This is a genomic window from Halanaerobium saccharolyticum (assembly GCF_003053565.1).
Classification (GTDB): Bacteria; Bacillota; Halanaerobiia; order Halanaerobiales; family Halanaerobiaceae; genus Halanaerobium; species Halanaerobium saccharolyticum_B.
This window is the reverse complement of record NZ_QAXS01000004.1, coordinates 70,260-96,268: the sequence shown is the minus strand read 5'-3', so window position 1 is coordinate 96,268 and position 26,009 is coordinate 70,260. Positions and strand designations below refer to the sequence as shown.

Below are 26,009 nucleotides of genomic sequence, written 5' to 3'. Positions count from 1 at the left end.
ATTCCTGCAAAGATAAATAAATATTGTCTAATTATTCTTCATTATCAGCTGATTCCTGAGCGGCTAATTCCTGAAAATATGAATTACCACTGCCAAAGTATGATTTTAACTGATAATATATATCATTAGGAGAACGAACTCCAAAGCCTGTATAAACTGCCTCTCCATCCTTAAAAACTTTAGAAACAGGAACCGAATTGATTCCATAACGTTCGAAGATCTCTGGAGCATCAGTTAATTTCAGCTGATATAGATCCAGCTGGGGGAAAGAATCAATAACCTGATTAATATTTTTTTCTGCAATCTGACAGTAACCACAGCTGTCATTTGAGAAAAGAACAAAAATTGCATCCTTTTCTTTGATTAGGCGGTCAAATTCTTCTCCATTAGAAATCAATTTCTTTTCGTTTTTTGTATTCTTGCTCATAATCTTTTTCTCCTTTTATTAATTTTAGCATTGTCTCTAAAATATTATCTTTAGTTTCCTCTTCGATATTAAAAACTATTAAATTTTCTTCTTTACGCAGCCAGGTAAGCTGCCTTTTGGCAAAATGTCTGCTTCTTTTTTTAATCTCATATACAGCTTCTTCCAGGCTAATTTCTCCATTTAAATGAGAAATCAATTCTTTATAACCTAAAGCCTGTTGGGCAGTATCACTTAAATTATGATGGCCTTCTGTAAGTGCTTTAACCTCTTCTAAAAGACCCGCTTTAATCATTAAATCAACCCGCTGATTGATTCTCTGGTAGAGATTTTCACGACTTCTGATCAGGGCAAATTTATAGGCACTGTAGCGGGGTGGACGCTCCTGCTGCTTCTTTTTATAAAAACTTTTTGTTTTACCTGTCTGCTCATAAATTTCTACGGCTCTGATAACCCGACGCAGATCATTAGGATGCAGTTTTTCGGCTGTTTTAGGATCTTTTTCAGCCAGAATTTGATGAACTTTTTCTGTACCCTCTGCTGCAGCCATTTTTTCTAAGCTGTCTCTCAGCTGATAATCAGGTTCAATCTCCGGCAGCATAAAACCCTCCAGCACTGCTCTTAAATAAAGGTGAGTCCCTCCAACCAGCATTGGAATTTTACCTTCGGCTTTTATTTCTTTAATTACCCGGTCACAGTCATTCTGAAACTGAGAGACTGAATAATCAGCTTCAGGGCTTAAAAAGTCAATCAGGTGATGTTTTACTTGCTTTCTTTCAGCCTTAGAAGCTTTGGCCGTACCAATATCCATCTCCTGATAAATCTGCATTGAATCAGCTGAAATTATTTCTGCCTCAATTTTCTGAGCAAGTCTAAGTGATAATTCTGTTTTGCCAACTGCCGTTGGTCCTGTTAAAACTATTAAATCTCTCATTATCTACCAAGTCCTTTTTCTATTTCTTCCCGGCTGATATTGATCATTATAGGGCGGCTGTGGGGACAGCGGTAAGGATTTTCTGTTTTATATAAGTCTTTGATCAGCTGAACACTTTCCTTTTTTGTCAGCGGCTGACCGGCCTTAATTGAAGAGCGGCAGGCTAAGTATTTAAGCATTGTCTTTTGTATTTCAGCTGCAGATTTTGCTTTCCCTGCTTCTGCAAGTTCTGCTATCAGCTCTTCTATAATATTTCTTGTGGGTTTATTTTTCAGTAAAACAGGAACTTCCTGAATTAAAATTGTATTACTGCCAAAATCACTAAAGTCTATCCCAATTTCTCTGATTTGATCTTCATACTGGCGCACAATTTCTCTTTCTTCTGCTGAAAGTTCTATTTTTACCGGCAGCAGTAGTGACTGCGACGCTTTATCTTTCTGATTGAACTCTGCGTAGAATCTTTCGTATAAAATTCTTTCCTGAGCATTATGCTGATCTACAATTTTTAAACCCTGATCAGTTTCAATCAAAAGATAACTGTTAAATATCTGTCCTAAATATTTAAAGTAACTTTCTTCAGCTTCTACCTTAGCCAGCGAGTATTCCTGGTTTTCATTTTTTTCAATAAGCTGACTAAAGTCTTCTTTATCTTCCGAGAAAGTCTCTGCCTGCCTGCTGTCACGGCTGTAGTTTATATTTTTTTGTAGATCTTTTTTGCTGTAGTTATTCTTTTCCCCTCTGTATTTATTGCTTGAAGAATAATTACCACTTTTATTTTGCTTTTGGGGATTATAATTATTTGCTGAAGATTTTCTCTTAAAATCAGAATCACTATCATTCTGCTCGTCAGAATTAGAATAATTAGCTTCAGATTTTTCTCTCTTTTGATCCTCTTTTTCGCCAAATATTTTCTCTCGCTCTACTCCTTCTTCCTCATTCTTTTGGTCTTTAAATTCAGCAGACTGCTTTAATTTGATTCTGGTAGTCGGATCATTTTCTTTAAGCGTTCTGCGCACCGCCTTTTTGATTACATCAAAAATAATCTGACTGCGGCTGAATTTAACCTCTCTTTTTGCCGGATGAACATTAACATCAACTAAAATAGGGTTAACCTTAATAAAGAGAAAAACAATCGGCTTTCTGCCTGGATCAGTTAACTTATTATAAGCTGTCTCTACTGCTTTTGCAGTAAGATTGTTATAGATAGGTCTGCCGTTGACAAAAAAGAGTTCATGACTTCTGCTGGATCTGGTTAATTCTGGTCGACAGAGATAGCCGCTGAGTTTGATATAGCGGTCTTCAACATCAATTGGAATTAAATTATCAGCGATTTCACTGCCGTAAACTGCATAAATAGTATCCTTTAGCTTGCCATTCCCAGGAGTGGACAAAATCTGTCTGCCATCATGATAGAGTTTAAAGCTCAAATCACTGTTGGCAGTAGCTTCTGCACTGACAATTTTACTGATATGAGAAAACTCAGTTGTTGTAGTTTTTAAATATTTATAGCGGGCTGGAGTATTGTAAAACAAATCTCTAACAGTAATTTCTGTTCCTACTGTTGAGCCTACCGGCTTTTTACTTAGTATTTCTCCACCCTTTAGTGTGATTTTTTCGGCCTGGTCACTATCCTGATGCCTGCTGATCATTTCAACCTCAGCAACTGAAGCAATACTGGCTAAGGCTTCACCTCTAAAGCCCAGACTGTAGAGTGAATAAAGGTCATCTATATCTTCTATTTTACTGGTCGCATAGCGGTTAAAAGCTGATTCTATATCATCAGTCTGAATCCCATGCCCGTCATCTTTAACCTTGATCAGCTCACGACCACCATCTTCAATTTTAATTTCTATATTCTCAGCCCCAGCATCAATTGAGTTTTCAATCAATTCTTTAACAATAGAGGCCGGTCTTTCTATAACCTCACCTGCTGATATCTGATTTGCTACATTTTGAGGGAGCTGCTTTATAATACCCATCTTAATTCTCCTCTTCTTTTAAATCCTTTTTCAATTTATATAAAAAGTTCATGGCATCCATTGGAGTCATTTCTAAAATATCCTGTTCATCAAGTTTCTTTAAAACAGGGCTTTTTTCTGTGTTGAATAGAGGCAGCTGCTGGTGTTTATCATCGGCAACTCTTTTTTCCAGTTTACGCACCGGCATCTTATTATTTTCTTCCAGTCTATTTAATATTTTCTGAGCACTGATAATTATTTCTTCCGGCAGCCCTGCCAGACGGGCAACCTCTATACCGTAACTATCACTGGCTCTGCCTTCAACAATACGGTGTAAAAAGTGTACCCCATCATTATCTTCTTTAACCAGTACATTATAGTTTTTGATTCCGCTGTACTCATCTTCCAGTCTGGTGAGTTCATGATAGTGTGTTGCAAATAATGTTCGAGCACCAATACGCTCTGGATTGTTGAGATACTCACTGACAGACCAGGCGATAGAGACTCCGTCATAGGTGCTGGTACCTCTGCCAACCTCGTCTAAAATTATTAAGCTTTTTTCAGTACTGTTGTTGACTATATTAGCTACTTCATTCATTTCTACCATAAAAGTACTCTGACCTGTTGTTAGGTCATCACTGGCTCCAACTCTGGTAAAGATTCTGTCAGTTAGTCCGATCTGAGCCTCATCTGCCGGCACATATGACCCCACCTGTGCCATTAAGACTATCAGGGCAACTTGGCGCATATATGTCGATTTACCGGACATATTGGGACCGGTAATAATAATAAATCGCTGATCACTCTGGTTTAAATAGCAGTCGTTGGGTACAAACTGCTCGGCAAACATTTTTTCAACTACCGGATGGCGTCCATTTTTAATTATAATTTCGTCATCATTATTAACTTCTGGCCGACTGTAATTATTTTCGATTGCCAGAAAAGAGAAGGAAAGTAGAACATCAAGCTGAGCTATAATAGCGGCAGTCTGATTGATCCGCTCAACTTCTTCCGCTATCTTATCTCTAATTTTAACAAATAATTTATATTCTAGATCATTGATTTTTTCTTCTGCTCCCAGTACTTCCGACTCTTTTTCCTTTAACTCCGGTATAATATACCGCTCACTGTTGCTTAAAGTCTGTTTTCTTTCATAACGCTCCGGTACTTTATCAGTATGAGAATTTGTTACCTCCAGATAATAACCAAAAACTTTATTGAAACCAACTTTTAAGGTGCTAATTCCTGTTTTTTCTCTCTCCTCTTTCTGGAGAGAAGTAATCCAGTCTTTACCATTACTAACCAGATCTCTAAGTTCATCTAGTTTGGCATCATGGCCATCCTTGATTATTCCACCTTCAGTTATTGTAGTTGGCGGCTCTTCTTTAATTGACTGATCAATCAAAGTGTAAATATCATCTAAAAGATCAAAGTCCTGCTGCATTTCAAGCAGTAAATCACTTTCTAATTCAGTCAGCAGTTCTTTAACAGCTGGTAATTTGGCAAGTGAATTTCTTAAAGCTATCAAATCCCTCGCGTTTGCTGATTGATAGGTAATTTTACTCATAATTCTTTCTAAATCATAGATTTCTGATAGCTCAGCTCTTAATTTTTCCAGAAGCATAAAGTTATCTATAATCTCTGCCAGTGCATCATGTCTTTTGTTAATTTCTGCTTTTTGAATTAAAGGCTGATTGATCCATTTTTTAATTTCTCTGCCGCCCATAGAAGTAACTGTCTGGTCAACTATAGAGAGTAAAGAACCTGAGCGCTGATTATCTCTAATAGTCGAAGTCAGTTCCAGATTGCGCCGGCTGGCCGAATCTAAAACCATATAATCTTCCAGGTGGTATGATTTTAGGGCTGTTATCTGATTAACTGTTCTCTTTTGAGTTTCACCTAAATAGGAAAGTACCTGACCGGCTGCATAAACAGCAGCCTTCATCTCTTCACAGCCAAAACCTTCCAGAGATTTTAGTTGAAAATGATCAAGTAAACCCTGATATAGACGCTCATATTTTTTATCAGCTAAGATATTTAAAGTGAAATTATAAGTCTGCTGCAGCTCCTCTATCAACTTAGTTTGGGCTGTTTTTTGATCTAGAAGCAGCTCCTGAGGCGAAATGCGGTTAATTTCATCTTTTAATTTATCCTGATCAGCTGCTGGAAACTCTGTCAGATAAAATTCTCCTGTTGAGATATCAGTATAAGAAAAGCCGTAGTAATCCCCGAATTTAAAGGCAGCCGCAAGATAATTATTTTCATTTTCCGCTAAAATTTCATTTTCGATCACTGTCCCAGGAGTTACAACCCGGATCACATCCCGCTCTACAATACCACTGCTTTCTGATGGGTCTTCGAGCTGTTCACAAATTGCCACCTTGATTCCACTTTTAATTAATTTTTCAATATATGAGGCAGCTGAATGATAGGGAACACCTGCCATCGGTATCTTTTCTCCTCCACCCTTGTTGCGGGAAGTTAGAGCAATATCAAGTATTTTAGCCGCTCTTTTAGCATCATCACCAAACATTTCATAAAAATCTCCCAGTCGGAAAAAGAGGATTGAATCCCGATATTTATTTTTTAAATCATGATACTGCTTCATCATTGGTGTTAGCTCTGCCAAATTAATCCCTCCAAAATTTATAAAATAAATAAAATAAAACCTGAAAGATCTATTTAATTATCCTTCAGGTCGACTTTGTGAATTGTTTCATCTTAACCAGGTTCAAAACGGTGGTTTTGGACCTGGTTCCATAATATATTAAATTACTGTTCCTTCTAAGGTCCAGCTTTTTGCAGCTTCAATTTTTACTTCAACAATTTCTCCAATCAATTCTTCATTTTTTTCAATAAAACAAATTTTATTGGTGGAAGTGCGGCCTTCATAAACTTCTGGATCATTACTGCTGGGCCCTGTCACCAGTATTTCCTGAGTTGTTCCAATTAACTTCTGATTTTTATCATAACTAATTTTATTCTGCAAATCCATTAAGCGCTTTAAGCGCTCTTTTTTCACTTCTTCCTCAACCTGATCGTCTCTCCGGGCTGCAGGAGTACCACTGCGCTGAGAATAAATAAAGGTATAAGCCATATCAAAATTTAATTCTTTGACCAGCTCAATTGTTTTTTCAAAATCTTCCTCGCTTTCTCCTGGAAAACCAACTATAAAGTCTGTAGAAACAGCAGCTCCAGGAATTTCCTCCTGAATTTTCTTAACTCGCTCTATATAATATTCACGAGTATAACCGCGATTCATTTCTTTAAGAACTTTGTTGCTTCCTGACTGTACCGGAAGATGAATGTGATTAGCCACCTTATCCAGATTTTTAATATTTTCTAATAATGCATCAGAAAAATCTCTTGGATGAGAGGTCATAAAGCGGATTCTTTTTAATTTTTCAACTTTATTTAATTCTTCCAGTAATTTTGGAAAAGTAATCTCCTTATCAAGATCATTTCCATATGAATTAACATTCTGACCGAGAAGAGTAATTTCTTTAACACCATCTTCAGCCAGCCTTTTAGCTTCATCTACAATTGATTCTACCGGTCGGCTGCGCTCTCTACCTCTAACATAAGGAACGATACAGTAGGTGCAGAAATTATCACAGCCCTGAATAATTGAAATCCAGGCTGAATGCTCAGACTCGCGCTGAGAAGGCAGGTCAGGAATTAAACCCTCTTCTTCATCCCAGACTTCAACGACTCTATCTCTTGTTTCTTCAATTTTTTTAATCAGATTTGGTAAATGATGAATATTATGAGTCCCAAAAATCAAATCAACATGGCGGTATTTCTTGTAAACTTCATCAACAGGTTCATCCTGCTGCATCATACAGCCGCCAATACCAATTATCAGGTCTGGATTCTCTCTTTTATACTGCTTGAGCTCACCAAGTTTACCAAAAACCTTTAATTCAGCGTTTTCTCGGATAATACAGGTATTTAATAAAATTATATCTGCATCAGCCAGTTCATCTGTATGCTGATAACCCATTTCTTCCAGCATCCCGGCGAGTCTTTCTGAATCATGTTCATTCATCTGACAGCCGTAAGTTATTATATTGTAATATTTATTTTCACTCATTATTTCACTCCTGTAATTAACTTAAAATCTATTGATGATCATCAAAATTCTTTAACTGTTCTAAACTTTCGTTTTTACCCATCACAACCAGGCGGTCACCTTCCAGAATTTTATCGCCGGCTCCAGGAGAAACATTAAGATTTTCTCCCCGCTTGATTGCCATTACGTTAACATTAAACTTAGATCTAAATTCTAATTCTTTTAAAGTTTTACCGATCATTTTATCTGTAGCAATTATTTCTATTACCCCATATTCTGGTGCAAATTCTATATAATCAAGGACATTGGAAGAAATCAAATTATGAGCTATTCTGGCTCCCATATCTCTTTCGGGGTAAACAACTCGATCTGCTCCAACTTTGGTTAATACTTTACCGTGTAGAGAATCTGGTGCCTTTACTATTACATAGGGAACACCGAGCTCCTTTAAAATCAGTGTGCAGAGAATATTGGCAGAAACATTATCTCCAATACTGACAACTGCCACATCAAAATTTCTGACACCTAAAGTCTTGAGTGCTTCCTCATCTGTGGCATCAGCCTCTACAGCATGAGTAACCTCAGCAGAAATCGACTGTACCCTTTCCTCATCCTGGTCTATTGCTAGAACATCATAACCATTATCAGCCAGAGTTGTAGCAACACTGGAGCCAAAACGGCCTAAACCAATCACAACAAACTGTTTCATCTGTATTTCCTCCTGTCAAATAAACTTCTAATTAATTAACCTACCATAACTTTTTCAGTTGGGTAGTGATATATGCCTTTACGCTGTTTTTCCCCGATTGCTACTGCCAGGGTCAGCGGTCCTACCCGGCCGGCAAACATAGTAATTGTAATCAGCACTCTACTTATATCTGAAAGCTGTCCGGTAATTCCAGTAGATAAACCAACTGTACCAAAAGCAGATACTGTCTCGAATAAAGCATCTATAAATTGAAAATCTTCAATAACTAATAATAATGTTGTAACCAGAATAACAAGCCCGGCAGCAAGCATGGTGATCGTAAAAGCCTTATAAACTATCTGTTTTTCAAATCGCCGGTTATATATTTCCATATCTTCTTTTCCAGTAATCATATTTTTCATGGTTACCAGAATCACACCAAAGGTTGTAGTTTTAATTCCACCACCGGTTGAACCCGGAGAAGCACCAATAAACATTAAAACTATAATTAAAAATAATGAAGACTGTTTTAAGGCCCCGGTGGGAACTGTATTAAAACCTGCAGTACGCGGGGTAACTGAAAGAAACATTGCCCCCAGAGTTTTATCCAGTAAAGGCAGACCCTGAAGTGTGTTATTATATTCTAAAATAAAGAAAGTAATAAATCCAAAAACCAGTAAGGCCAGAGTCATTACGATTACAATTTTAGTTTGCAGAGTTGTCTTTTTGAATTTAACTCGATTATAGGCCTCCATCATAACTCCAAAACCGATTCCACCGAGTATAATTAAAGCCATAATTACTATATTAACTGTTATATCACCGGTAAATCCTTCCAGACTGTTGCCGAAAAGATCAAAACCAGCATTGTTAAAAGCTGAAACCGCGTGAAAAATAGATAAATAAACAGATCTCCAGAAAGGATAGTCCTGACTGAAGCGCAGAAATAAAATTGCGGCAGCTGTTCCTTCAATTGCGAAAGTAAAACCTAAAAGATACTGCACCAGTCTCACCATACCAGAAATTTGATACTGATTGAGATCTTCCTGGATAATTAACCTTTCTTTTAAACTAATTTTTTTTCCGACTATAAAGGCGAATAGAGTAGACATCGACATAATTCCGAGTCCACCAATCTGGATTAAAAGCATGATTACAGTTGAACCAAAAATTGTGAAAGCCTCTTTTGTATTTACTACAATCAGACCGGTAACACAGGTAGCTGAGGTAGCTGTAAAAACTGCATCTACTGCTCCCAGACCCTGTCCGTCAGTTGTTGCAACTGGCAGCATCAAAAGCAGTGATCCGAGCATAATAATTACAAAATAGCCGCTCACCAAATATTGAGCTGGTGTTAAATTCTTTTTCTTTAAATTCATTTGTACCCCGCCCTTACATCTTATTCGAAGTTATTATACTATAATTAATTTTGAAAGTAAAATAAAAACTGGGGTTAAAGCCCCAGCTTTTAAAAAATATTTAAATATAAGTACTATTAGCCATCATATGGTTCGAACATATCTTTACCAACACCACATTCAGGACATGTCCAGTCATCTGGAAGATCTTCAAAAGATGTACCTGGCTCGATTCCACCTACAGGATCTCCTTCTTCTGGATCATAAATGTACATACAAACTGTGCACTGATACTTCTGCATATTAAGTCTCTCCTTCCTCATTTTAATATTTATTTACTTAACTAATTATAAAACAGAAATAACTAAAATGTCAAGTTTTTACTGCCTAGAGGCGTTCAAAATATTCAGGGGAATAGGCTGATTTTATACCGCTCATACTTGCTATTCTCTCAGCAATCAAGGAGGCAATTAAAAGCGGAATTGTCAAACTGTAATTATGAGTAAATTCCAGAATAATAAAGGTAGCCGTCAGGGGAGCTCTAATAACTCCACTAATCACAGCAGCCATACCAATCAGGGCATATAAAACTGGAGAACCGCTTAAAAAAGGAAAAATTTGATGAAAAGAAATACCAATAATTATTCCAGTTAAACTGCCAATTAACAGCGACGGAGAAAAAATCCCGCCCGAACCCCCTGAGCCCAGTGTTAGGGCAGTTCCAATAATCTTAAAGATCAATATTAAAAGTAAAAATCCCAGATTAAATTCGTTCTGCTCAAATAAAGAAATTATAACCCGGTTACCAGAGCCCATTATCTCAGGCAGGCCAAAAGCGATAACTCCTAACAGCAGACCTCCCAGCGCTGGTTTTAGAACAATATTAATTTTTAAGTTGTCGAATATATCGGACAGTTTATGCAGGGTATAAATAAAAGCAACTGCAAAAAATGCTGCAAAAACTCCAATAACCGCTGCTGTTAAAAAATTATAGGCACTACCAACCTGACCTAAATTTAAATCTGCCAGAAATAGATCTTTTCCACTCCAGCGGATAACCATATCAGCAGTAATAGCACTCAAAGCAACCAGAATTAAACGACTTTTTTCAACTTTATTAAATAAAATTTCAGTTACAAACATAATTCCACCCAGTGGAGCATGGAATAAACCAGCTATTCCAGCTGCAGCCCCACAGCCTAAAAAGCTTTGATAATCATCAAGATCAAGGTCAAGCTTATAAGCAATTAAATCACCCATCCCGGCTCCAATTTCGACTATTGGACCGATTCGCCCACCTGAACCACCAGTTGAAATAGTAATGGCCGAAGCAAAACCCTCAGTTAAAAGGTCGCGATAGGTTAAATGGCGCTCCTTGCTTTCAATCGAGGACAAAATGGCTGGAATACCATGACCTTTTGCAGTCATACTACCATATTTAATTATAAAACCAACAAGCAGCCCACCCAGAGCTGGTAGAAACAAAAAGCTTAGGCGGTTTAAAATAGTCAGCTCCATTCCAATATCAAGCAGCGAAAAAGTAAAAAAGTCTAAAACATTATTATATAACAAAGCTATTAGCCCTACTATTAGGCCAATTAAAAATGCTAAAAACAATTTTAGATATCTGTTATTAAATTTACTATCAGCTGACAAATAATCACCACCTAACTGCAGTTAGATTTTAAACATCAATAGTTTGAGCCAGTTCTGCATTATTAAAAATAAATTCTTTTCTTAAAGAAGCATTTGAGCCCATTAAACGGGTAAAAATATCATCTGCTTCGATATCATCGTCAATTTCTACCTTCTGCAGAACTCTGTTTTCTGGGTCCATAGTTGTATCCCAGAGCTGTTCCGGATTCATTTCTCCAAGTCCCTTATATCTCTGCAGGGAAAAACTACTGCCTTCATTTTCGGCTCTAAATTCTGCTAATTCCTGATCACTGTATAAATAATGACTCTTTCCTCTCTTTGTCACCTTATATAAAGGTGGTTTGGCCAGATAAATATGGCCGTTATCAATCAACTCAGGCATATAACGGTAAAAGAGGGTTAAAATTAAAGTTGCAATGTGAGCACCATCTACATCAGCATCAGTCATGATAATTATTTTGTGATAGCGAAGCCTCTTTAAGTCAAAATCCTCTCCAATTCCTGCCCCTAAAGCAGTAATAATTGAAGCAACCTCTTTATTATTCAAAATCTTATCAAGTCTGGCCCGCTCTACATTTAAAATCTTTCCCTTCAGCGGTAAGATAGCCTGAAATTTACGCTCTCTACCCTGTTTTGCAGAACCACCGGCTGAATCACCCTCAACAATAAAAAGCTCACTTTTTTCGGCCTTTTTGCTGCTGCAGTCGGCAAGTTTACCGGGCAGGGAGTTAGAAGAAAGCGCAGTTTTCCTTTTAGTCAGCTCTCTTGCTTTTTTGGAAGCCTTACGCGCTCTAACTGCCTGGACTGCCTTATCAATAACTTTTTTGGCAAGTTCAGGATTGGTATCAAAATATAAACTTAAATATTCGTAAACCTCACTTTCAACAATACTTCTGATCTCACTGTTGCCGAGCTTAGTCTTGGTCTGGCCCTCAAACTGAGGCTCAGGCAGTTTAACATTAATTACTGCAGTAATTCCTTCTCTCACATCTTTACCATTAAGTGAAGAGATCTTCGCCGGCAGCTGGTTATTATTCTTAGCAAAGTTATTAATTGCTCTGGTAAGAGCAGTTTTAAAACCTGTCAGGTGGTAACCTCCATCAATAGTATTAATGTTATTAGCATAAGAAAAAATCCGCTCATTGTAGCCGTCATTATACTGAACAGCTATCTCCACCTCATAATCATCAGGTTTTGATTCAAAATATATAATGTCTTCATTGAGTATATTACGGTCTTTATTTAAAAATTCAACAAAAGCTTTAATACCACCATCATACTGGAATTCCTCTTCTTCTATTTCTTCTCCGCGCTCATCTCTTAAAACAAGGGTTAATTCCTTGTTTAAATAAGCTGATTCCTGCAGGCGGTGGGCTAAATTTTCATATTTAAACTCTGTAGCTGTAAAAATTTCAGAATCCGGTTTGAAGCGAATTACTGTTCCACTGCGGTCAGTACTGCCCAGTTTTTTTAGTTTATCAACAGGAATTCCTTTTTTATAGTGCTGCTGATATTTATTTCCCTTCCAGTGGGTTGTGATCGTCAATTCCTCTGAAAGAGCATTAACTACTGAAACACCAACTCCGTGCAGTCCTCCAGAAACCTTATAACTATTATTATTAAATTTTCCTCCCGCATGCAGAGTTGTCAGAACTACTTCTACAGCAGGCAGGCCAGTATCCTGATGAATATCCGCCGGGATACCACGACCAAAATCTTCGACCGTAACTTCTTCCCCTTCGTGAATAGTAACCTTAATTTGATCACCATTTCCAGCTAAAAATTCATCTATACTGTTATCTACTACCTCCCAGACAAGGTGATGTAAACCTTTTATCCCTGTACTTCCAATATACATTCCCGGTCTTTTACGAACTGCTTCCAGACCTTTAAGCACCTGTATCTGATCAGCATTATAATCTACATTATCAAAAAGTGTATCCATAAGTCTTCACCATCCTCCATTTCATTATTATAACAAAGAGATTTAGAGAATGCCAGTCGTTTAAGCTTTAAATTTGCAAATTCTATGATAAGAATGATATTATAAATTAGCAGAAAACGATTAAATTTGAGAGGAGATAGATAATGAAAGAAGAAATTTATCCAATTGCAATTGAAGATAAAATGAAAGATGCTTACCTGAATTATTCCTTAAGTGTAATCATCGGTAGAGCTTTGCCTGATGTTAGAGATGGTTTAAAACCTGTACATAGAAGAATACTTTTTGCTGCCCGCGAACTGGGGCTGCTGCACAATCGTCCCCATAAAAAATCAGCCCGCCTAGTTGGTGAAGTATTAGGTAAATTCCATCCTCATGGTGACAGTGCAGTTTATGATGCTATGGTCAGGATGGCACAGGACTTTAATCAGCGTTATCAGCTGATCGACGGCCACGGTAATTTTGGCTCAATTGATGGTGATAGTGCTGCTGCCATGCGATATACTGAAACAAAATTAACTGAAATTGCTGAAGCACTTTTAGACAATATAGATGAAGAAACTGTTAATTTTATTGATAATTTTGACGGCAGTCTGCAGGAACCTGAAGTGCTGCCCTCAAAAATACCAAATCTGTTAGTTAACGGCTCCAGTGGTATTGCTGTTGGAATGAGTACTTCTATACCACCTCATAATTTAGGAGAGGTAATAGATGCTTTAATTCACCTTCTCGACTATCCTAACGCCAGACTGGAGACAATTATTAAAAATCATCTACCCGGTCCTGATTTTCCAACCGGTGCAGCTATAGTTGGCAATGACGGTATAAAATCAGCCTATCAAAATGGTAAAGGGAAAATAACTTTAAGAGCTAAAAGTAAAGTTGAAAAAGAAGGAAGACATCAAAATCTAATTATTACCGAAATCCCATATCAGGTTAATAAAGCAAAATTAATTGAAGAAATTGCTGATCTGGTTAACAAAGGAAAAATATCAGCAGTTTCTGATTTAAGAGATGAATCAGATAAAAAGGGAATTAGAATTGTGATTGAATTAAAAAGTAAGGCAGATCCACAATTAACATTAAATAGACTTTATAAATACACAAATCTGCAGACTAATTTTCGGATTAATCTTTTGGCCCTCAATGATAAAAAGCCAGTTGTGATGGGGCTGCTCGAGATTTTGAATCACTTTTTAGATTTCCGCAAACAGGTTATTAAAAATCATACTCAATATAACTTAAATAAATCCGAAAATCGTTATCATATTTTAGCAGGTCTAAAAAGAGCAATCGATGAGCTTGATATAGTAATTAAGGTAATTAGAAACTCTCAATCAAAAAAAGAAGCCAGGGAAAAATTAATGCAGGAACTTGATATATCAAAACAACAGGCCCAGTCAATTCTGGAGATGCAGCTGCAGCGTCTGGTAGGAATGGAATTTGAAAAGCTGGAAGCTGAAAGAGAGGATCTAGCTGAGAAAATTAAGTATTATAAAAACATTTTAAATAACGAGGATGAATTGAATAATGTACTCCGTGATGAACTTAAAGAAATCAAAAAAAGCTTTGATGATCAGCGGCGAACCGAAATAATTGCTGATGACAGTAAAGCTGAAATAACTAAAGATGATCTGATCAAAGAGAAAAATGCTGTTTTATCACTATCCTACCGGGGAATTATTAAACGAAATGAAGAATTCAAGAATCTAAGAGCGGCTAAAAACGACTATCTCGTTGCAGCAGTTGAAGGTTCTTCGTTAGATCAACTTCTCTTTTTTAGTGATCAGGGAGAAGTATATAATTTACAGGTCCATGATATTGAAGAACATCACGGACTTGCTACCGGAGATAATTTAAGTAAATATCTTCAGATTCCAATCAAGGAAAATATTATTTCATTAAATATTTTAGATAAGGAACAGAATAAGAATCAGAATCAATATTATACCTTTGTTACTCGTTCTGGTTTGGTCAAAAGGAGTAATGTCGATGAATATAGGACCAATTATAGCCATATTAGAGCAATCAAACTGGACAATGATAGCTTAGTCAATGTTGAAAAAACAAATGCGATAGAAGATATAATTGTTGTTAGCAAAAATGGTTATTTAATTAGATTTAGCGGGGATACCTTCTCGACTACCGGTCGGAATACTCTTGGCAGTAGAGCAATCAATTTAAGCAAGAATGATCATGTAATATACTTTAACATTTTTGATAAAAATGATTTCTTAATCTCAATTAGTGAGGATGGTAGAGCTAATAAAATTAAATTAAACAATTTTAGATCTCAAAAAAGAAATGGTAAAGGAATTAGAATCTTTTCTAATAGCAAATACAAACTTGCAGGAGCGGTCACAGCAGCCAGAGATGATAAAATATTAATTGCTGCTAAAAATGGAGAAATAAATGAAATAGTTGTCGCTGATATACCAGAAACCTCACCGGGAGGTAATATGTATCAGGTTACAAAAGAACTTGATTTTGAAAAAATAGTGGCTGTCAAAAAAATTATTGAAGTGGAATAAAACTTAATAATCAAAGATAAAAAACCTCAGTCATATGACTGAGGTTTTTATTTAAGCTAAATAAGTTTTTATTTTAAAAACACATGGTTGCCAATAGTTACTACCTTATCTCTTTTAGCAAAAAACTCAGGGTTTCTTGATTTAGCAGGATTATAAAAATAAAGGCTTCCCTGACTTGGATCCAGACCGCTTACAGCATCATAGGCAGCCTTAAAAGAATCATTATCTGGTGATAAATCAATCATCCCATTTTCAACTGGAGTAAATTGCCCAGTTTGATAAACAACCTCTCTAATTGAATTTGGAAATGAAGGATGATAAACCCTATTAATTATAACCGCTCCTACTGCCACTTTGCCCTGGTAGCTTTCACCACGCGCCTCCGCATTAATTATACTTGCCAGTATTTCAATTTCATCTGCACTAAAATTTTTGTAACTATAAAAATCATCCCTTACTGCAACTTCTTTATTACTGCTTTTACCACCGGAAAGAACAACAAGCAAAAACATAAGTCCCAGACCTGTGTAAATATCTTCTTTTTCTATAGATGCTGCTTTAAGTTCTGAAACAGGCATTAAATAAGGTAGAAATACTGAATTAAACAGTAAAATCAAAGCAAGTGTAATTATTATTTGTTTAAAATGAATCTTCTGCATAGACTATTCTCCTTATATAAGATACTTAATGATATTAAAATATAATCAATCTACCATAATCCCTTATTTTAAATTAAAGAATTAAAGCAAGTAATGCCAGTGCTCCAAGTATATAACCAGTATTTAAAGAACCCTTTTCTTCTTTCAGCTCTTTATTAGCCGCTTTCTTTTCAGCTTCAAGTTCTGAAATTCTATTTTCCAATTCTTCAATTCTTGTCATATTAATACTCTGATTATCTTCCAGTTCCTGCAGCTTTTGTCCGGAAACTCCTTCTTCTTTAATAGCATTTAATTCCTTTTCTAAACTATTAATCTGGTTGTCCAGACCGTTAACATTTTCTTCTAATTCTGCCATTCTGGATATATGATCAGCAATATCCTGAACCTCTTCCTGAAGTTCAGATACCCGAACATTAATGTTAGATATATCTTCATCCTGAATCTGGTTCTTATCTTCTGTATTCTGTAATCTTTCTTCAAACTCCTTTTGCTTTTGAGCAACCGTAACCAGTTCATCTCTAAATTCCAGAGAAAGTTCGCGAATTACATCAACATCTTCTTCCGAAAGATTCTGAGAAGCAGCTCCACTGGTGGTATTTTGCAGTACATTAGTAATAATTTCTGCCATTTCATATCTTGTTAAAGGTTGATCTCCATTAAAATCCTCTCCCGAATAAAGACTTAAATAACCTTTATCAGCCAGATACTGAACACTATCATAAGCCCAGTGATCACGAGGAACATCATCAAACTGCTGAGCAAAAACACCTGAAGTAAAGATTAAGACAAATAATAAAGCTATCGAAAATATGTTTTTATATTTTAACATTTAATTTTCCTCCTCTAAAATATTTCTGATTTCAATTTTAAAAGGATTACCAGGTCCATTTACTGCTTTTAGATTACTAATATTTATATTCCCCGGATCCTCTTCCTTTAATTTAAAATGAACTGTTGCAATAATCCCATTTGACTTATTAAATGGAAATTCTTGATTAAATAAAATTTTTCCTCTTTCAGATCTATCCGGCCTATTAAATGGCAGCAGATTGTTATTTTCACCAACAAAGAAATCTCCACGCGAGATATGAGTTAACAGTAATTTTTCGCTATCATAATTGAGGGTAAAGGATATATTTTCAGCTTCTGCAATATTTGCAGCAACAATGTCAACAGCAAAATAATCCTCATCTTTCTGTCCCCTGGTTTCCCTGAGCAAAATAAGTGGTTTTAATTCTGGTAAACTAATCTCTTCAACAATCGTTTTTTGGTAATTATTTAAACCACTAACCTTTAAAGCAAAAGGTAGAGTACCATCAACTCTTAAGGCTTCGATTGCCCAGTTTATATTAATCTTTTCATTAGTTCTCAGAATTCCAATATTCTTTTTACTAATTTCTCTGCTGGCTGTAACTAAACCGGGTGGCAGTATTAATTCTGCTTCAACTCCATAAAGTGAAGTTTCTCCAGAATTATTAATCTCAGCCTGAATTCTAAATGGATTGGGTTCTAATCTACCATCAACAGATTGCACATCCTCCATTAATGTAATATCAGCATTTAGCTCAGGTGGACCAAGAAATTCGACTCGTCTTTCAACTTCATTGGAATCTGTATTGTCAGCATCCACTATAACTCTGTAGGTCATATTTTCAGGAAGATTATCTCTATTACTAGCACTAACATTCCAGGTTATTTGAGAAATACCTCCCGGCTCCATATCACCAAGATTTCTGCTTAACTGATCTGCACTAAAACCATCGGGAAGTTCAATTTTAATTGATACATTCCGGGCATTAATTTCGGAAGTGTTTTCTAAATATGCTACCACAGGGAAAGTCTGATTATTATCATCCAATGTTACTTCTGCCGGTGATGTTACTCCCAGTGACAAAATACCAGGAACTATTGTTATACCTCCAAGTCCATACTTTGTAATATAGGTTTTAGTTTCTCCAGGCTCAATTATTTCAGGTACCCAGTACATTGCTATAGCACTGTCTATCTCATATTCGCCCTTACGCATAAAATCCTGACCCGGGTTAAAATCAAAATCCCAGACACCATCTGCCAGACTGCCCCAGTCAGAAAAATAAACTCTATCTGGTGTACTTACATCAGGACCAATAAATGATCCCTGAGAAGTAACCTGAGGGTTAGAAACACTATCAAAAGCCTGCCAGAAATCATCAAGCTGTTTATCATAATATAGTTTATCAGTTGAAATGGTGTCTTCACCAAGTCTAAAGGGAGCCCCATCATTTTCCCCCAGCATAGTGTCAAGCATTATTCTGAGCCCAACTTTTTCTTCTTTCTGACCTTCATTTGTAACTCTATACTGTATCTGTGCACTATCTGCCAGTCCAGTTGTTGAACTTTTTACAATTGAAAGAATCTGTTCAACTACAATATTATCAAAACGAGTTCTGGTAACAATTTGGTTATCCTCTACTGTTGGTTCCTGGATAACCTCACCATATTTAGCCCCATCACCAGCTCTTCTCTCTGTTGAACCACCAAAAACATATTTCTGATCATTAATCCAGAGTGAAGTATAGGATGTCCAGGGATTAGGCCGGCCATAAATTAGCGGTTTATTATCATCATTTTCTCGCGCTGGAGCACCACCAGTTGTTTCGACAGCAAACCTCCCCTGCGAGTTTTGATTTTGATTAACCACAATTACTATATATTCATTTCCAAATCGAAGATTATTATCTTCATCTACATTCTGAAAAAAATTATCCTGAGCTGATGTTTGAATTGAAAAGATTAATAAAAGTATTAGTGACACTAAAATTATATTTCTATATTTTTCCATTAATTATCACTCACCTCCAGCAACAAATTCAACTTCTCCAATATTTACTTCCACCTGACTGTTATCAGATTCATCAATATAATATCTTACTGAGACAGGAATTCTATAGGAACGCTGATACTCTTTAAATTCCCAGCCGTGTTCTAAAGTAAGCTGAGCCACTCTGTCCATAGAATCATATCCAGAAGATTCAACTACCTCAATATTATTGACAATTCCACCTGGTGAAAGTTCAACCATTAGTCTAACTGTACCCTCAGAACGACTTCCAACTAAATCTTTGGGAAAAGTTGGTGGTTCAATCAAACCAATCAAATCACCTGCAGTAGGCGGAGGTGGTGGATTAACTTCCTCCTTCTCCTGAGTAGTGTTATTATCTGTACTGGTTTCATCAGAACTAGTTTCAGCTGTTTTCTGTTCAGACTGAGTAACTTCTTCTGGTTTAGTTTGAGAGCTCTGGCTGCTTTCTTCTTTTGGCTTTTCAATATTTTCTTCTTTTGTCTCAGTTTTGTTTTTTTCTATTTCTTTTTTCTTTTCAGGTTCTTTTTGAGCAACTTCCAGCTCGCTTTCACTATCTTTACTGGCCATAATATCGGTTTTTTCAGAACTTGATTCTGCTTCCGGTTCCGGTTTTGATTTAGTCTCAGTTTTAGGCTCAACATCTTCAGTTACTGGTTCTGATTTGACTTCCTGTTTTACAGGTTCCGGCTTAGAATCAGTTTTCTGTTTTTCTACCGCTTCAGAATTATTAACCTCCTTCTTGGGAGCTGGTTTTTCTTCAATCTGAGCTTTTTGCTGTTCTTTAACTACAGGTTCCGGCTCCGGTTTTGTTGCTTCTTTTTTTTCGGGTTCTACTGGTTCAGGTTTTACTGATTCAGTTTTTTGTTCCTCATCTGGCTTTGGCTCTTCTAAGACTTCTTCTTTAGTTTTTTCCTGCCTTTTTTCTGCTGGTTTTTCAGTTAGTTCAGCGTTTTTGTCAACATTTTCTTCATCTAAAGGAGCAGGTTGATATTCAACCATTTGTACATAACCATAATCATCTAATTCATTCTCACTCTGAGCACTCCCATGCAGAAAACCAATTGGAAGAAAATACAAAATTATTAAATGTAGTATAATTGATACACTTATATATAACAGTAATTTTCGATCGTCATTTTTATTAGGCATAAATTCACCATCCCATTAACTACCTTCTTTATCTGCAGCTAGTGCCAGCTGTGTAATTCCTGCATTTCTCATTCCATCCATTAAAGAGACAACATTTTCATACCGCGTATTTTTATCAGCACTAATTACAATTGTCAAATTAGTATTTTCATTATTTGCAACTTCCGCTTCAGAAATAATTTGATTTAAAGCTAAAGATTGGTCTTGATAATAATAATTTCCATCCGAATCAATCTGGACAATAAAATTTTCTGTATCCTGTTCTGTTGCAGTAACTGCCTTTGGAAGCTGCATTTCAATACCCTCAGGAGTAGTTCTAAAAGTAGTAAAAAGCATAAAAAATACTAAAAGAAAAAATATAACATCAATCATGGGTATTATGTTGATTGAACTTTTTTTCTTAAGAGTAGTTTTGAACATCACTGTCACCTCTATTATTACTTACAACATCAACAATCTCCACCATGCTTAAATTCATCTGATGAGCCCTTCTTTCTACTTTATGAGCAAAATAGGAATAGAATATTGCTGTTGGAATTGCAATAATTAATCCTAAAGCAGTACTGATCAGTGCAGCAGCAATTCCAGAACTAATCTGAGCTGGATTTGCAGCACCTGCTGCTGTTCCAAGAATATTAAAACTGCTAATAATCCCCATAACAGTTCCCAACAGACCTAATAGAGGAGAAATCATAGCAACAACATCCAGTATTGGCAAATGTCTTTCCATTTTTTTAATTTCATCTTCTCCAACAGCCTGCAAAACCTCTCTTAATCGAGAAGGATCTTCACTATTATGAGCTAAAGCTGTTGAAAGAAGCTTGGCATTAGTACTCTTTTTTCCTTTTAATTCGTTTAGTGCACTTAAAATGTCACCCTCTTCAACTAAAATTTCAATTCTTTTAATTAAACGAAAATTATTGTCATTATTTCTATAAAAGAATATAGCTTTTTCGATTATTACAGCCAGACTAAAAATTGAAGCTATCAAAAGTGGTATAGTCATTGGTCCACCTAATGTCAACAAATTCCAGATACGATTTAAATCCAATCCAATCACTCCTCTTAAATCTAATAATTAAATAATTAATATGCACTAATTTTTTATTTCAATATAAAAAATCATATTCCTTTAAATTAATCCTTGCTCCTTTTAAAAACCAACTTAAATTCTGTACCATTATTACTACTTTCTACGCTAATTTGACCCTGATGAGCTTCCATTAATTCTTTAGCAACAGCAAGGCCGATACCTGTACCCTGATTTGTAGAATTTCTAGATTTATCAGCTCTGTAAAATCTTTCAAAAATATATGGTAGGTCCTCACTGCTGATTCCAATACCACTATCTTTAATAAAAACATCAATCTCATTTTTTGTTACCAGAGAATTAATTTTAATTTTTCCATTTTCAACATTATATTTAATTGCATTTTCAATAATATTATTGAAAATTTGAAAAATACTATCCTGATCTCCTTTAACATTAAGCTCATTATTTAAAGTTAAACTAAGTTCAATGTTTTTTTCTTTTAGGGCTTTCTGATGCTGATTAGTTATTTTTTTTATAATTGGAGTTAAGTTTATTTTTTCCTCTTTTAGATTAAATATTTTATTTTGAGCATCAGCGAATTCATTTAATTTTTCAATTAAAGTAGTCATTCTTTCAGTTTCTTCCTGCATTTCACTGATATTCTCCTGATTAGCTTTTATTTTTCCATCCTCTATCGCTTCCAGATAACCTTTAATAGTCGTAAGAGGAGTTCTTAATTCGTGGGCTAAATCAGAAGTTGATTCTTTTCTTATCTTTTCCAATTTATTAAGTTTTTTACTCATTAAATTAAAGGACCTAATCAACTCAGTTAATTCGTCATCTCCTTTGCTATTAATATTTTGCTGGTAATTTCCTCTGGCTACATCTAGTGCTGCGTTTTTTAGCTTAATTAAAGGTTCAGTAATTTTCTTTGATAGAATAAAAGAAAAAATAATAACAATTAAAATTACAATTAGAGCACTTAAAACAATTGCTCGATAGATATTATTCTTAAAATAATCATATAACTCGGAATCAATCTGATTTTCTGCATTAACTTCTTTCCAATATAATGTTAAGACTTTTTCAGAACCAATATAAACTTCCTGACTCCTGGTTCTGCCAGGGTAATTATCCGGTAACTGTCTAACACCATTGAAATGGGAATTATTACTCATCATCCCCATTCTCCTCATCATCCCCATTCTCCTCATCATCTGTGCCATCTGATTATTCTGGGATGGAAAATAAATAAATTCTCCCTGATTATTTTCAACCCAGAGTGGAATTCTATTAGTTCTACTGAAATTATTTACTAAATTTTGGACGGCTGCAAAATCATTATTTTTAAAATTATCACTGAGTACTGAAGCAAGATCAGAGACATTTTCTTCTCTCTGTAAGTTAATAAAATCATCAAATCTTTCCCCAATAGAAAAGTTTATAAAAACTCCGACCAGTAATAATGAGAGTATAACCAGTACTAAAAATACAACAAAAAGTTTTTGACCAAGTTTTGACATCAAATATCACCTGTAAATTTATATCCTGCTCCATAAACAGTAACAATATACTGGTCTTTATCCAGATTCATTTTTTTACGAATATTTTTTATATGAGCATCAATAGTTCTGTCAAAACCACTAAATTCTAAACCCATAACCTGATCAGCGAGTTGTTCTCTACTTAAAACCTGACCTGCATTATTTATTAGAGTCATCAAAATCTTAAATTCAGTACTCGTTAAATCACATTCCTGACCCTCTTTTTTTACAGTCATTTCATCAGGATATATTTTAAATTCTCCCCTGTTTAGTGAAATAATACTCGCCCTATTTTGATTGCTGCTTCGTCTTAAAATAGCTCTGGTTCTTGCAAGTAACTCACGAGGACTAAATGGTTTAGTCAGATAATCATCCGCTCCATAATCAAAACCTTCAATTTTATTTTCTTCACTACTTTTAGCCGTTAGCATAATTATTGGTACCTCAGATACCTGCCTTATTGTTTGACAGACCTCTTCTCCACTAATTTCGGGCAGCATTAAATCTAAAATAATTAAATCAAAGTTTTTAGTTTTAAACAGAGATAGGGCTTCTTTTCCATTTACAGCCTCAAAAATATTATATTCATCTTGAAGATAACTTTTAATAACTTTTCTTATCTTCTGTTCATCTTCAACTATCAAAATTTTTTTCATACTGCCACCTCAAAAAATAATCAAATATTCTTATTCCAGATTAATAAATAATCCCTAACTATTATCTATTATATAACTTAACCCCTGTATAACACAAGTTAAAATAAGATTAAAAAATAGAGTAGGACCAGCCTTTCAGCTGGGACCCCTCGTCAAACTGCACGTACGGTTCTCCCGTATACAGCTTTCCGTCAGTCGTTGCCCCGTCTCAAGGAATAAGTCTTCGTCGCTGTGTTACCACAGCTGTATATTTTAATCCTCTAGGACAATCTAGTAAGTAGTGAAACGAGTCCCTTCTTCCTGAAAAAGGAATTGGGGATTCTTTTGTTTTGATTCATAACTGCTTTCTTTTTCTCTATATATGACCTTAACCGCATTCGTATCCATTCATCCAAGCTCCTGAAAAGTGTCTTCACATTTCCATGACCGAAATAATTAGCCCAGCCATATATTTTAGCGTTTAGCCTTTTTATAATTGAGTCCACTTTCCAGGGCTGATTTCTCTTAGTAACTTTTCTAACTTTGTCTTTGAATTTTTCTAATGATTTCTTTCTAGGTCTTTTGTACCTCCAGGCTATGAATTCAAATCCTAAAAATACAAAACCCTCACCAAAGTTAGTTATTACTGTCTTTTCTGGATGCAGTTCTAATTTAAGTTTTTCCGTAATAATTTCTTTAACTACTTCATAAGCTCTTTTAGCTTTCCTTTTTGATTTCGTCATAACCACAAAATCATCAGCAAATCGCACCAGTTTATACCCTCTTTCTGTCATTACTTTATCGAACTCATGCAGAAAGATATTTGCCAGCAGTGGCGATATTACGCCACCCTGAGGGGTTCCTTTTTCTGTGGGTATATATTCTCCATCTTTCATGACTCCCATGGTCAGCCACGATTTTATTATTTCAATTACCCAACCATCTGTTACTTTTTGCTTTATGAATTCTATTAAAAGCTTATGGTCTATATTATCGAAAAACCCTTTGATATCTGCATCTAATACCCATTTGTATCCCTGTTCTTTATATTCTTCAATTTGGTTTATCGCGTCCATCTGCGATTTACCTTTTCTAAATCCAAAAGAACAGTCACAGAATTCTTTCTCATATATTGGCTCCAGTATTCCTCTCACTGCCGCCTGAGCTATTCTGTCTTTAACTGTGGGTATTCCAAGTGGTCGCTGTCTTCCATCACTTTTCGGGATAAATACTCTCAGTGCTGGTTTGGGTTGATATCTATCTTCTAAGAATTCTCTGTATAGTTCTCTCATGTGGACTGAATAGTTTTCTTTGAATTCTACTGTATCTATTCTGTCAACACCTGCACTACCACTGTTATCTAAGACATGTTTTGCGGCTGCTTTCATATTCCTAATCTTTGTTACTTTATCTTTAAGGGTGTAATACGTCTTCTCAGTTATCTCTTTCACCAGTCCTTACTTCACGACTTACCAGTCTCCAATTCTACAGTCCAGTTAAACAGACCCTATTTTCATAATATTATCAGCCGCGTTTTAGGTTCTCACCAATCGCCCCCTCTGACATTTTACTACTGAGGTTATGGTGTTTCTGACCTACCACCTTTGAGATTAGATTTCTCCCTCCGGCTACCAGCCTGACCCACTGCTTTAAGCAGTGTTTAAACCATTAAAATCTGTCTACCACTCCTGTATTATCTTCAACTTCGACTGCGCTGGCTGTCCTTTGCTAAACTGGCTTTATCCTCCTGCAGGTCACCCTGCTATCTAAGGACCAGTCATCATAGCTACTATTGACGCCATCTGAACTCTGTATCTACTTTATCTTGGTTTTCCCGTTCAGGTTATACCGCGACTTACTAAAACTAGTTTTAGTTTTAGACAAATACAGAACTCCTCCGGTCAATTATTCCATCTTGCTGTCATTCCAACCCTAATCACATCTGCAAATCCAGCCTAGATTGCATGGTTGTTATGCCGGCATTGAGCTTCTTCGTTTCTTAGGCGAATCGCCATTTACAGATGCCACCTCTGGTTCACATAATGTTTTGGACTAACAGCACGTCTCAGACTCTTCAGATTCCACCTCACGGTGAACACCCTGTCATTGTTGACTTCTACATGATACATGCCACAACATAGATAGGACTTTCACCTATTATCAGAATAATTTACGGAGCACACTAAAAAAAATCTGTCTGCCAGAATGGCAAACAGATATAATTTCTATCTGGGTTCCACAATTAATTTAATTGCGGTTCTTTCCTCTCCATCAATCTCAATATCAGTGAAAGCAGGAATACAAATCAAATCAATTCCGCTGGGAGCTACAAATCCTCTTGCAATTGCTACTGCTTTTACCCCCTGATTTAAAGCTCCTGCCCCAATAGCCTGTAGTTCTGCATTTCCATTTTCCCTGAGAACACCGGCCAGAGCTCCGGCAACTTTGTTAGGACTAGAATTAGATGATACTTTAAGTACTTCCATCTTTATTTATTACCTCCTTGATCTTGATTGAATAATATATTAATTACCTCTATATAATATATTAGCCATATATGAAATAAATTCCTGCTTTTTTTCAA

General features: G+C 35.8%; 21 protein-coding genes. 1 reads left to right on the top strand and 20 read right to left on the bottom strand.

From position 1 onward, the window contains the following. Positions 1–31: 31 nt before the first annotated feature. The 10 genes from C8C76_RS02825 to gyrB all read right to left on the bottom strand — a co-directional run bounded on the left by C8C76_RS02825 (position 32) and on the right by gyrB (position 13,035). On the bottom strand, positions 32–427 hold the full coding sequence (locus C8C76_RS02825) for a thioredoxin family protein (protein ID WP_108138447.1): 396 nt from the start codon (positions 425–427) through the stop codon (positions 32–34). After that, positions 387–1,358, bottom strand: coding sequence for a tRNA (adenosine(37)-N6)-dimethylallyltransferase MiaA (gene miaA / locus C8C76_RS02820; RefSeq protein ID WP_108138445.1), 972 nt, complete (start codon positions 1,356–1,358; stop codon positions 387–389). The genes C8C76_RS02825 and miaA overlap by 41 nt, the downstream gene beginning before the upstream one ends. Then, positions 1,358–3,337, bottom strand: coding sequence for a DNA mismatch repair endonuclease MutL (gene mutL, locus C8C76_RS02815; RefSeq protein ID WP_108138443.1), 1,980 nt, complete (start codon positions 3,335–3,337; stop codon positions 1,358–1,360). The genes miaA and mutL overlap by 1 nt, the downstream gene beginning before the upstream one ends. Before the next feature lies 1 nt (position 3,338). Then, positions 3,339–5,945 carry a DNA mismatch repair protein MutS gene (gene mutS / locus C8C76_RS02810; protein WP_108138441.1) on the bottom strand — a complete coding sequence of 869 codons (2,607 nt, stop codon included), beginning with the start codon at positions 5,943–5,945 and terminating at the stop codon, positions 3,339–3,341. Positions 5,946–6,083: 138 nt separating this feature from the next. Beyond that, positions 6,084–7,409 carry a tRNA (N6-isopentenyl adenosine(37)-C2)-methylthiotransferase MiaB gene (gene miaB / locus C8C76_RS02805; protein WP_108138439.1) on the bottom strand — a complete coding sequence of 442 codons (1,326 nt, stop codon included), beginning with the start codon at positions 7,407–7,409 and terminating at the stop codon, positions 6,084–6,086. 28 nt (positions 7,410–7,437) lie between these two features. Next, positions 7,438–8,097, bottom strand: a complete 660-nt coding sequence (locus C8C76_RS02800; protein WP_108138437.1) for a potassium channel family protein — start codon at positions 8,095–8,097, stop codon at positions 7,438–7,440. A gap of 35 nt (positions 8,098–8,132) precedes the next feature. After that, positions 8,133–9,455, bottom strand: coding sequence for a TrkH family potassium uptake protein (locus C8C76_RS02795; protein WP_108138435.1), 1,323 nt, complete (start codon positions 9,453–9,455; stop codon positions 8,133–8,135). A gap of 116 nt (positions 9,456–9,571) precedes the next feature. After that, positions 9,572–9,736: a rubredoxin gene (rd, locus tag C8C76_RS02790; protein ID WP_005488503.1), complete on the bottom strand. Its 165-nt coding sequence runs from the start codon at positions 9,734–9,736 to the stop codon at positions 9,572–9,574. A gap of 85 nt (positions 9,737–9,821) precedes the next feature. Then, positions 9,822–11,090 carry a chloride channel protein gene (locus C8C76_RS02785; RefSeq protein ID WP_108138433.1) on the bottom strand — a complete coding sequence of 423 codons (1,269 nt, stop codon included), beginning with the start codon at positions 11,088–11,090 and terminating at the stop codon, positions 9,822–9,824. 28 nt (positions 11,091–11,118) lie between these two features. Then, positions 11,119–13,035, bottom strand: a complete 1,917-nt coding sequence (gene gyrB / locus C8C76_RS02780) for a DNA topoisomerase (ATP-hydrolyzing) subunit B (RefSeq protein WP_108138431.1) — start codon at positions 13,033–13,035, stop codon at positions 11,119–11,121. Between the two features lie 143 nt (positions 13,036–13,178). Between gyrB and gyrA the strand changes: the two genes are divergently transcribed. After that, positions 13,179–15,563 (top strand): DNA gyrase subunit A, encoded by a 2,385-nt coding sequence (gyrA, locus tag C8C76_RS02775; RefSeq protein WP_108138429.1) that lies wholly within the window; start codon positions 13,179–13,181, stop codon positions 15,561–15,563. Between the two features lie 68 nt (positions 15,564–15,631). On the opposite strand, the gene C8C76_RS02770 is transcribed toward gyrA, so the two are convergent. The 10 genes from C8C76_RS02770 to C8C76_RS02725 all read right to left on the bottom strand — a co-directional run bounded on the left by C8C76_RS02770 (position 15,632) and on the right by C8C76_RS02725 (position 25,911). Further along, a complete protein-coding gene (locus tag C8C76_RS02770) occupies positions 15,632–16,222 on the bottom strand; it encodes a cell wall hydrolase (RefSeq protein ID WP_076543474.1) in 591 nt (196 codons plus the stop codon). 73 nt (positions 16,223–16,295) lie between these two features. Beyond that, positions 16,296–17,051, bottom strand: coding sequence for an S-layer homology domain-containing protein (locus tag C8C76_RS02765; RefSeq protein ID WP_076543475.1), 756 nt, complete (start codon positions 17,049–17,051; stop codon positions 16,296–16,298). Beyond that, the gene (locus C8C76_RS02760) at positions 17,052–19,043 is read right to left on the bottom strand and encodes a hypothetical protein (protein WP_076543476.1); all 1,992 of its coding nucleotides are present in this window, start codon (positions 19,041–19,043) and stop codon (positions 17,052–17,054) included. It lies immediately after the preceding gene. A gap of 6 nt (positions 19,044–19,049) precedes the next feature. Further along, a complete protein-coding gene (locus C8C76_RS02755) occupies positions 19,050–20,213 on the bottom strand; it encodes a TonB family protein (RefSeq protein WP_108138427.1) in 1,164 nt (387 codons plus the stop codon). Between the two features lie 15 nt (positions 20,214–20,228). Next, positions 20,229–20,633, bottom strand: coding sequence for an ExbD/TolR family protein (locus C8C76_RS02750; RefSeq protein WP_076543478.1), 405 nt, complete (start codon positions 20,631–20,633; stop codon positions 20,229–20,231). After that, on the bottom strand, positions 20,614–21,273 hold the full coding sequence (locus tag C8C76_RS02745) for a MotA/TolQ/ExbB proton channel family protein (RefSeq protein ID WP_233493796.1): 660 nt from the start codon (positions 21,271–21,273) through the stop codon (positions 20,614–20,616). The genes C8C76_RS02750 and C8C76_RS02745 overlap by 20 nt, the downstream gene beginning before the upstream one ends. Before the next feature lie 77 nt (positions 21,274–21,350). After that, positions 21,351–22,769 carry a HAMP domain-containing sensor histidine kinase gene (locus C8C76_RS02740; RefSeq protein WP_108138425.1) on the bottom strand — a complete coding sequence of 473 codons (1,419 nt, stop codon included), beginning with the start codon at positions 22,767–22,769 and terminating at the stop codon, positions 21,351–21,353. Then, complete coding sequence (locus tag C8C76_RS02735; protein ID WP_108138423.1) at positions 22,769–23,446, bottom strand: response regulator transcription factor; 678 nt, start codon at positions 23,444–23,446, stop codon at positions 22,769–22,771. The genes C8C76_RS02740 and C8C76_RS02735 overlap by 1 nt, the downstream gene beginning before the upstream one ends. Before the next feature lie 260 nt (positions 23,447–23,706). Further along, the gene (gene ltrA, locus C8C76_RS02730; RefSeq protein ID WP_108076537.1) at positions 23,707–24,876 is read right to left on the bottom strand and encodes a group II intron reverse transcriptase/maturase; all 1,170 of its coding nucleotides are present in this window, start codon (positions 24,874–24,876) and stop codon (positions 23,707–23,709) included. Positions 24,877–25,650: 774 nt separating this feature from the next. After that, positions 25,651–25,911 carry a stage V sporulation protein S gene (locus C8C76_RS02725; protein WP_076543482.1) on the bottom strand — a complete coding sequence of 87 codons (261 nt, stop codon included), beginning with the start codon at positions 25,909–25,911 and terminating at the stop codon, positions 25,651–25,653. Positions 25,912–26,009: the final 98 nt, after the last annotated feature.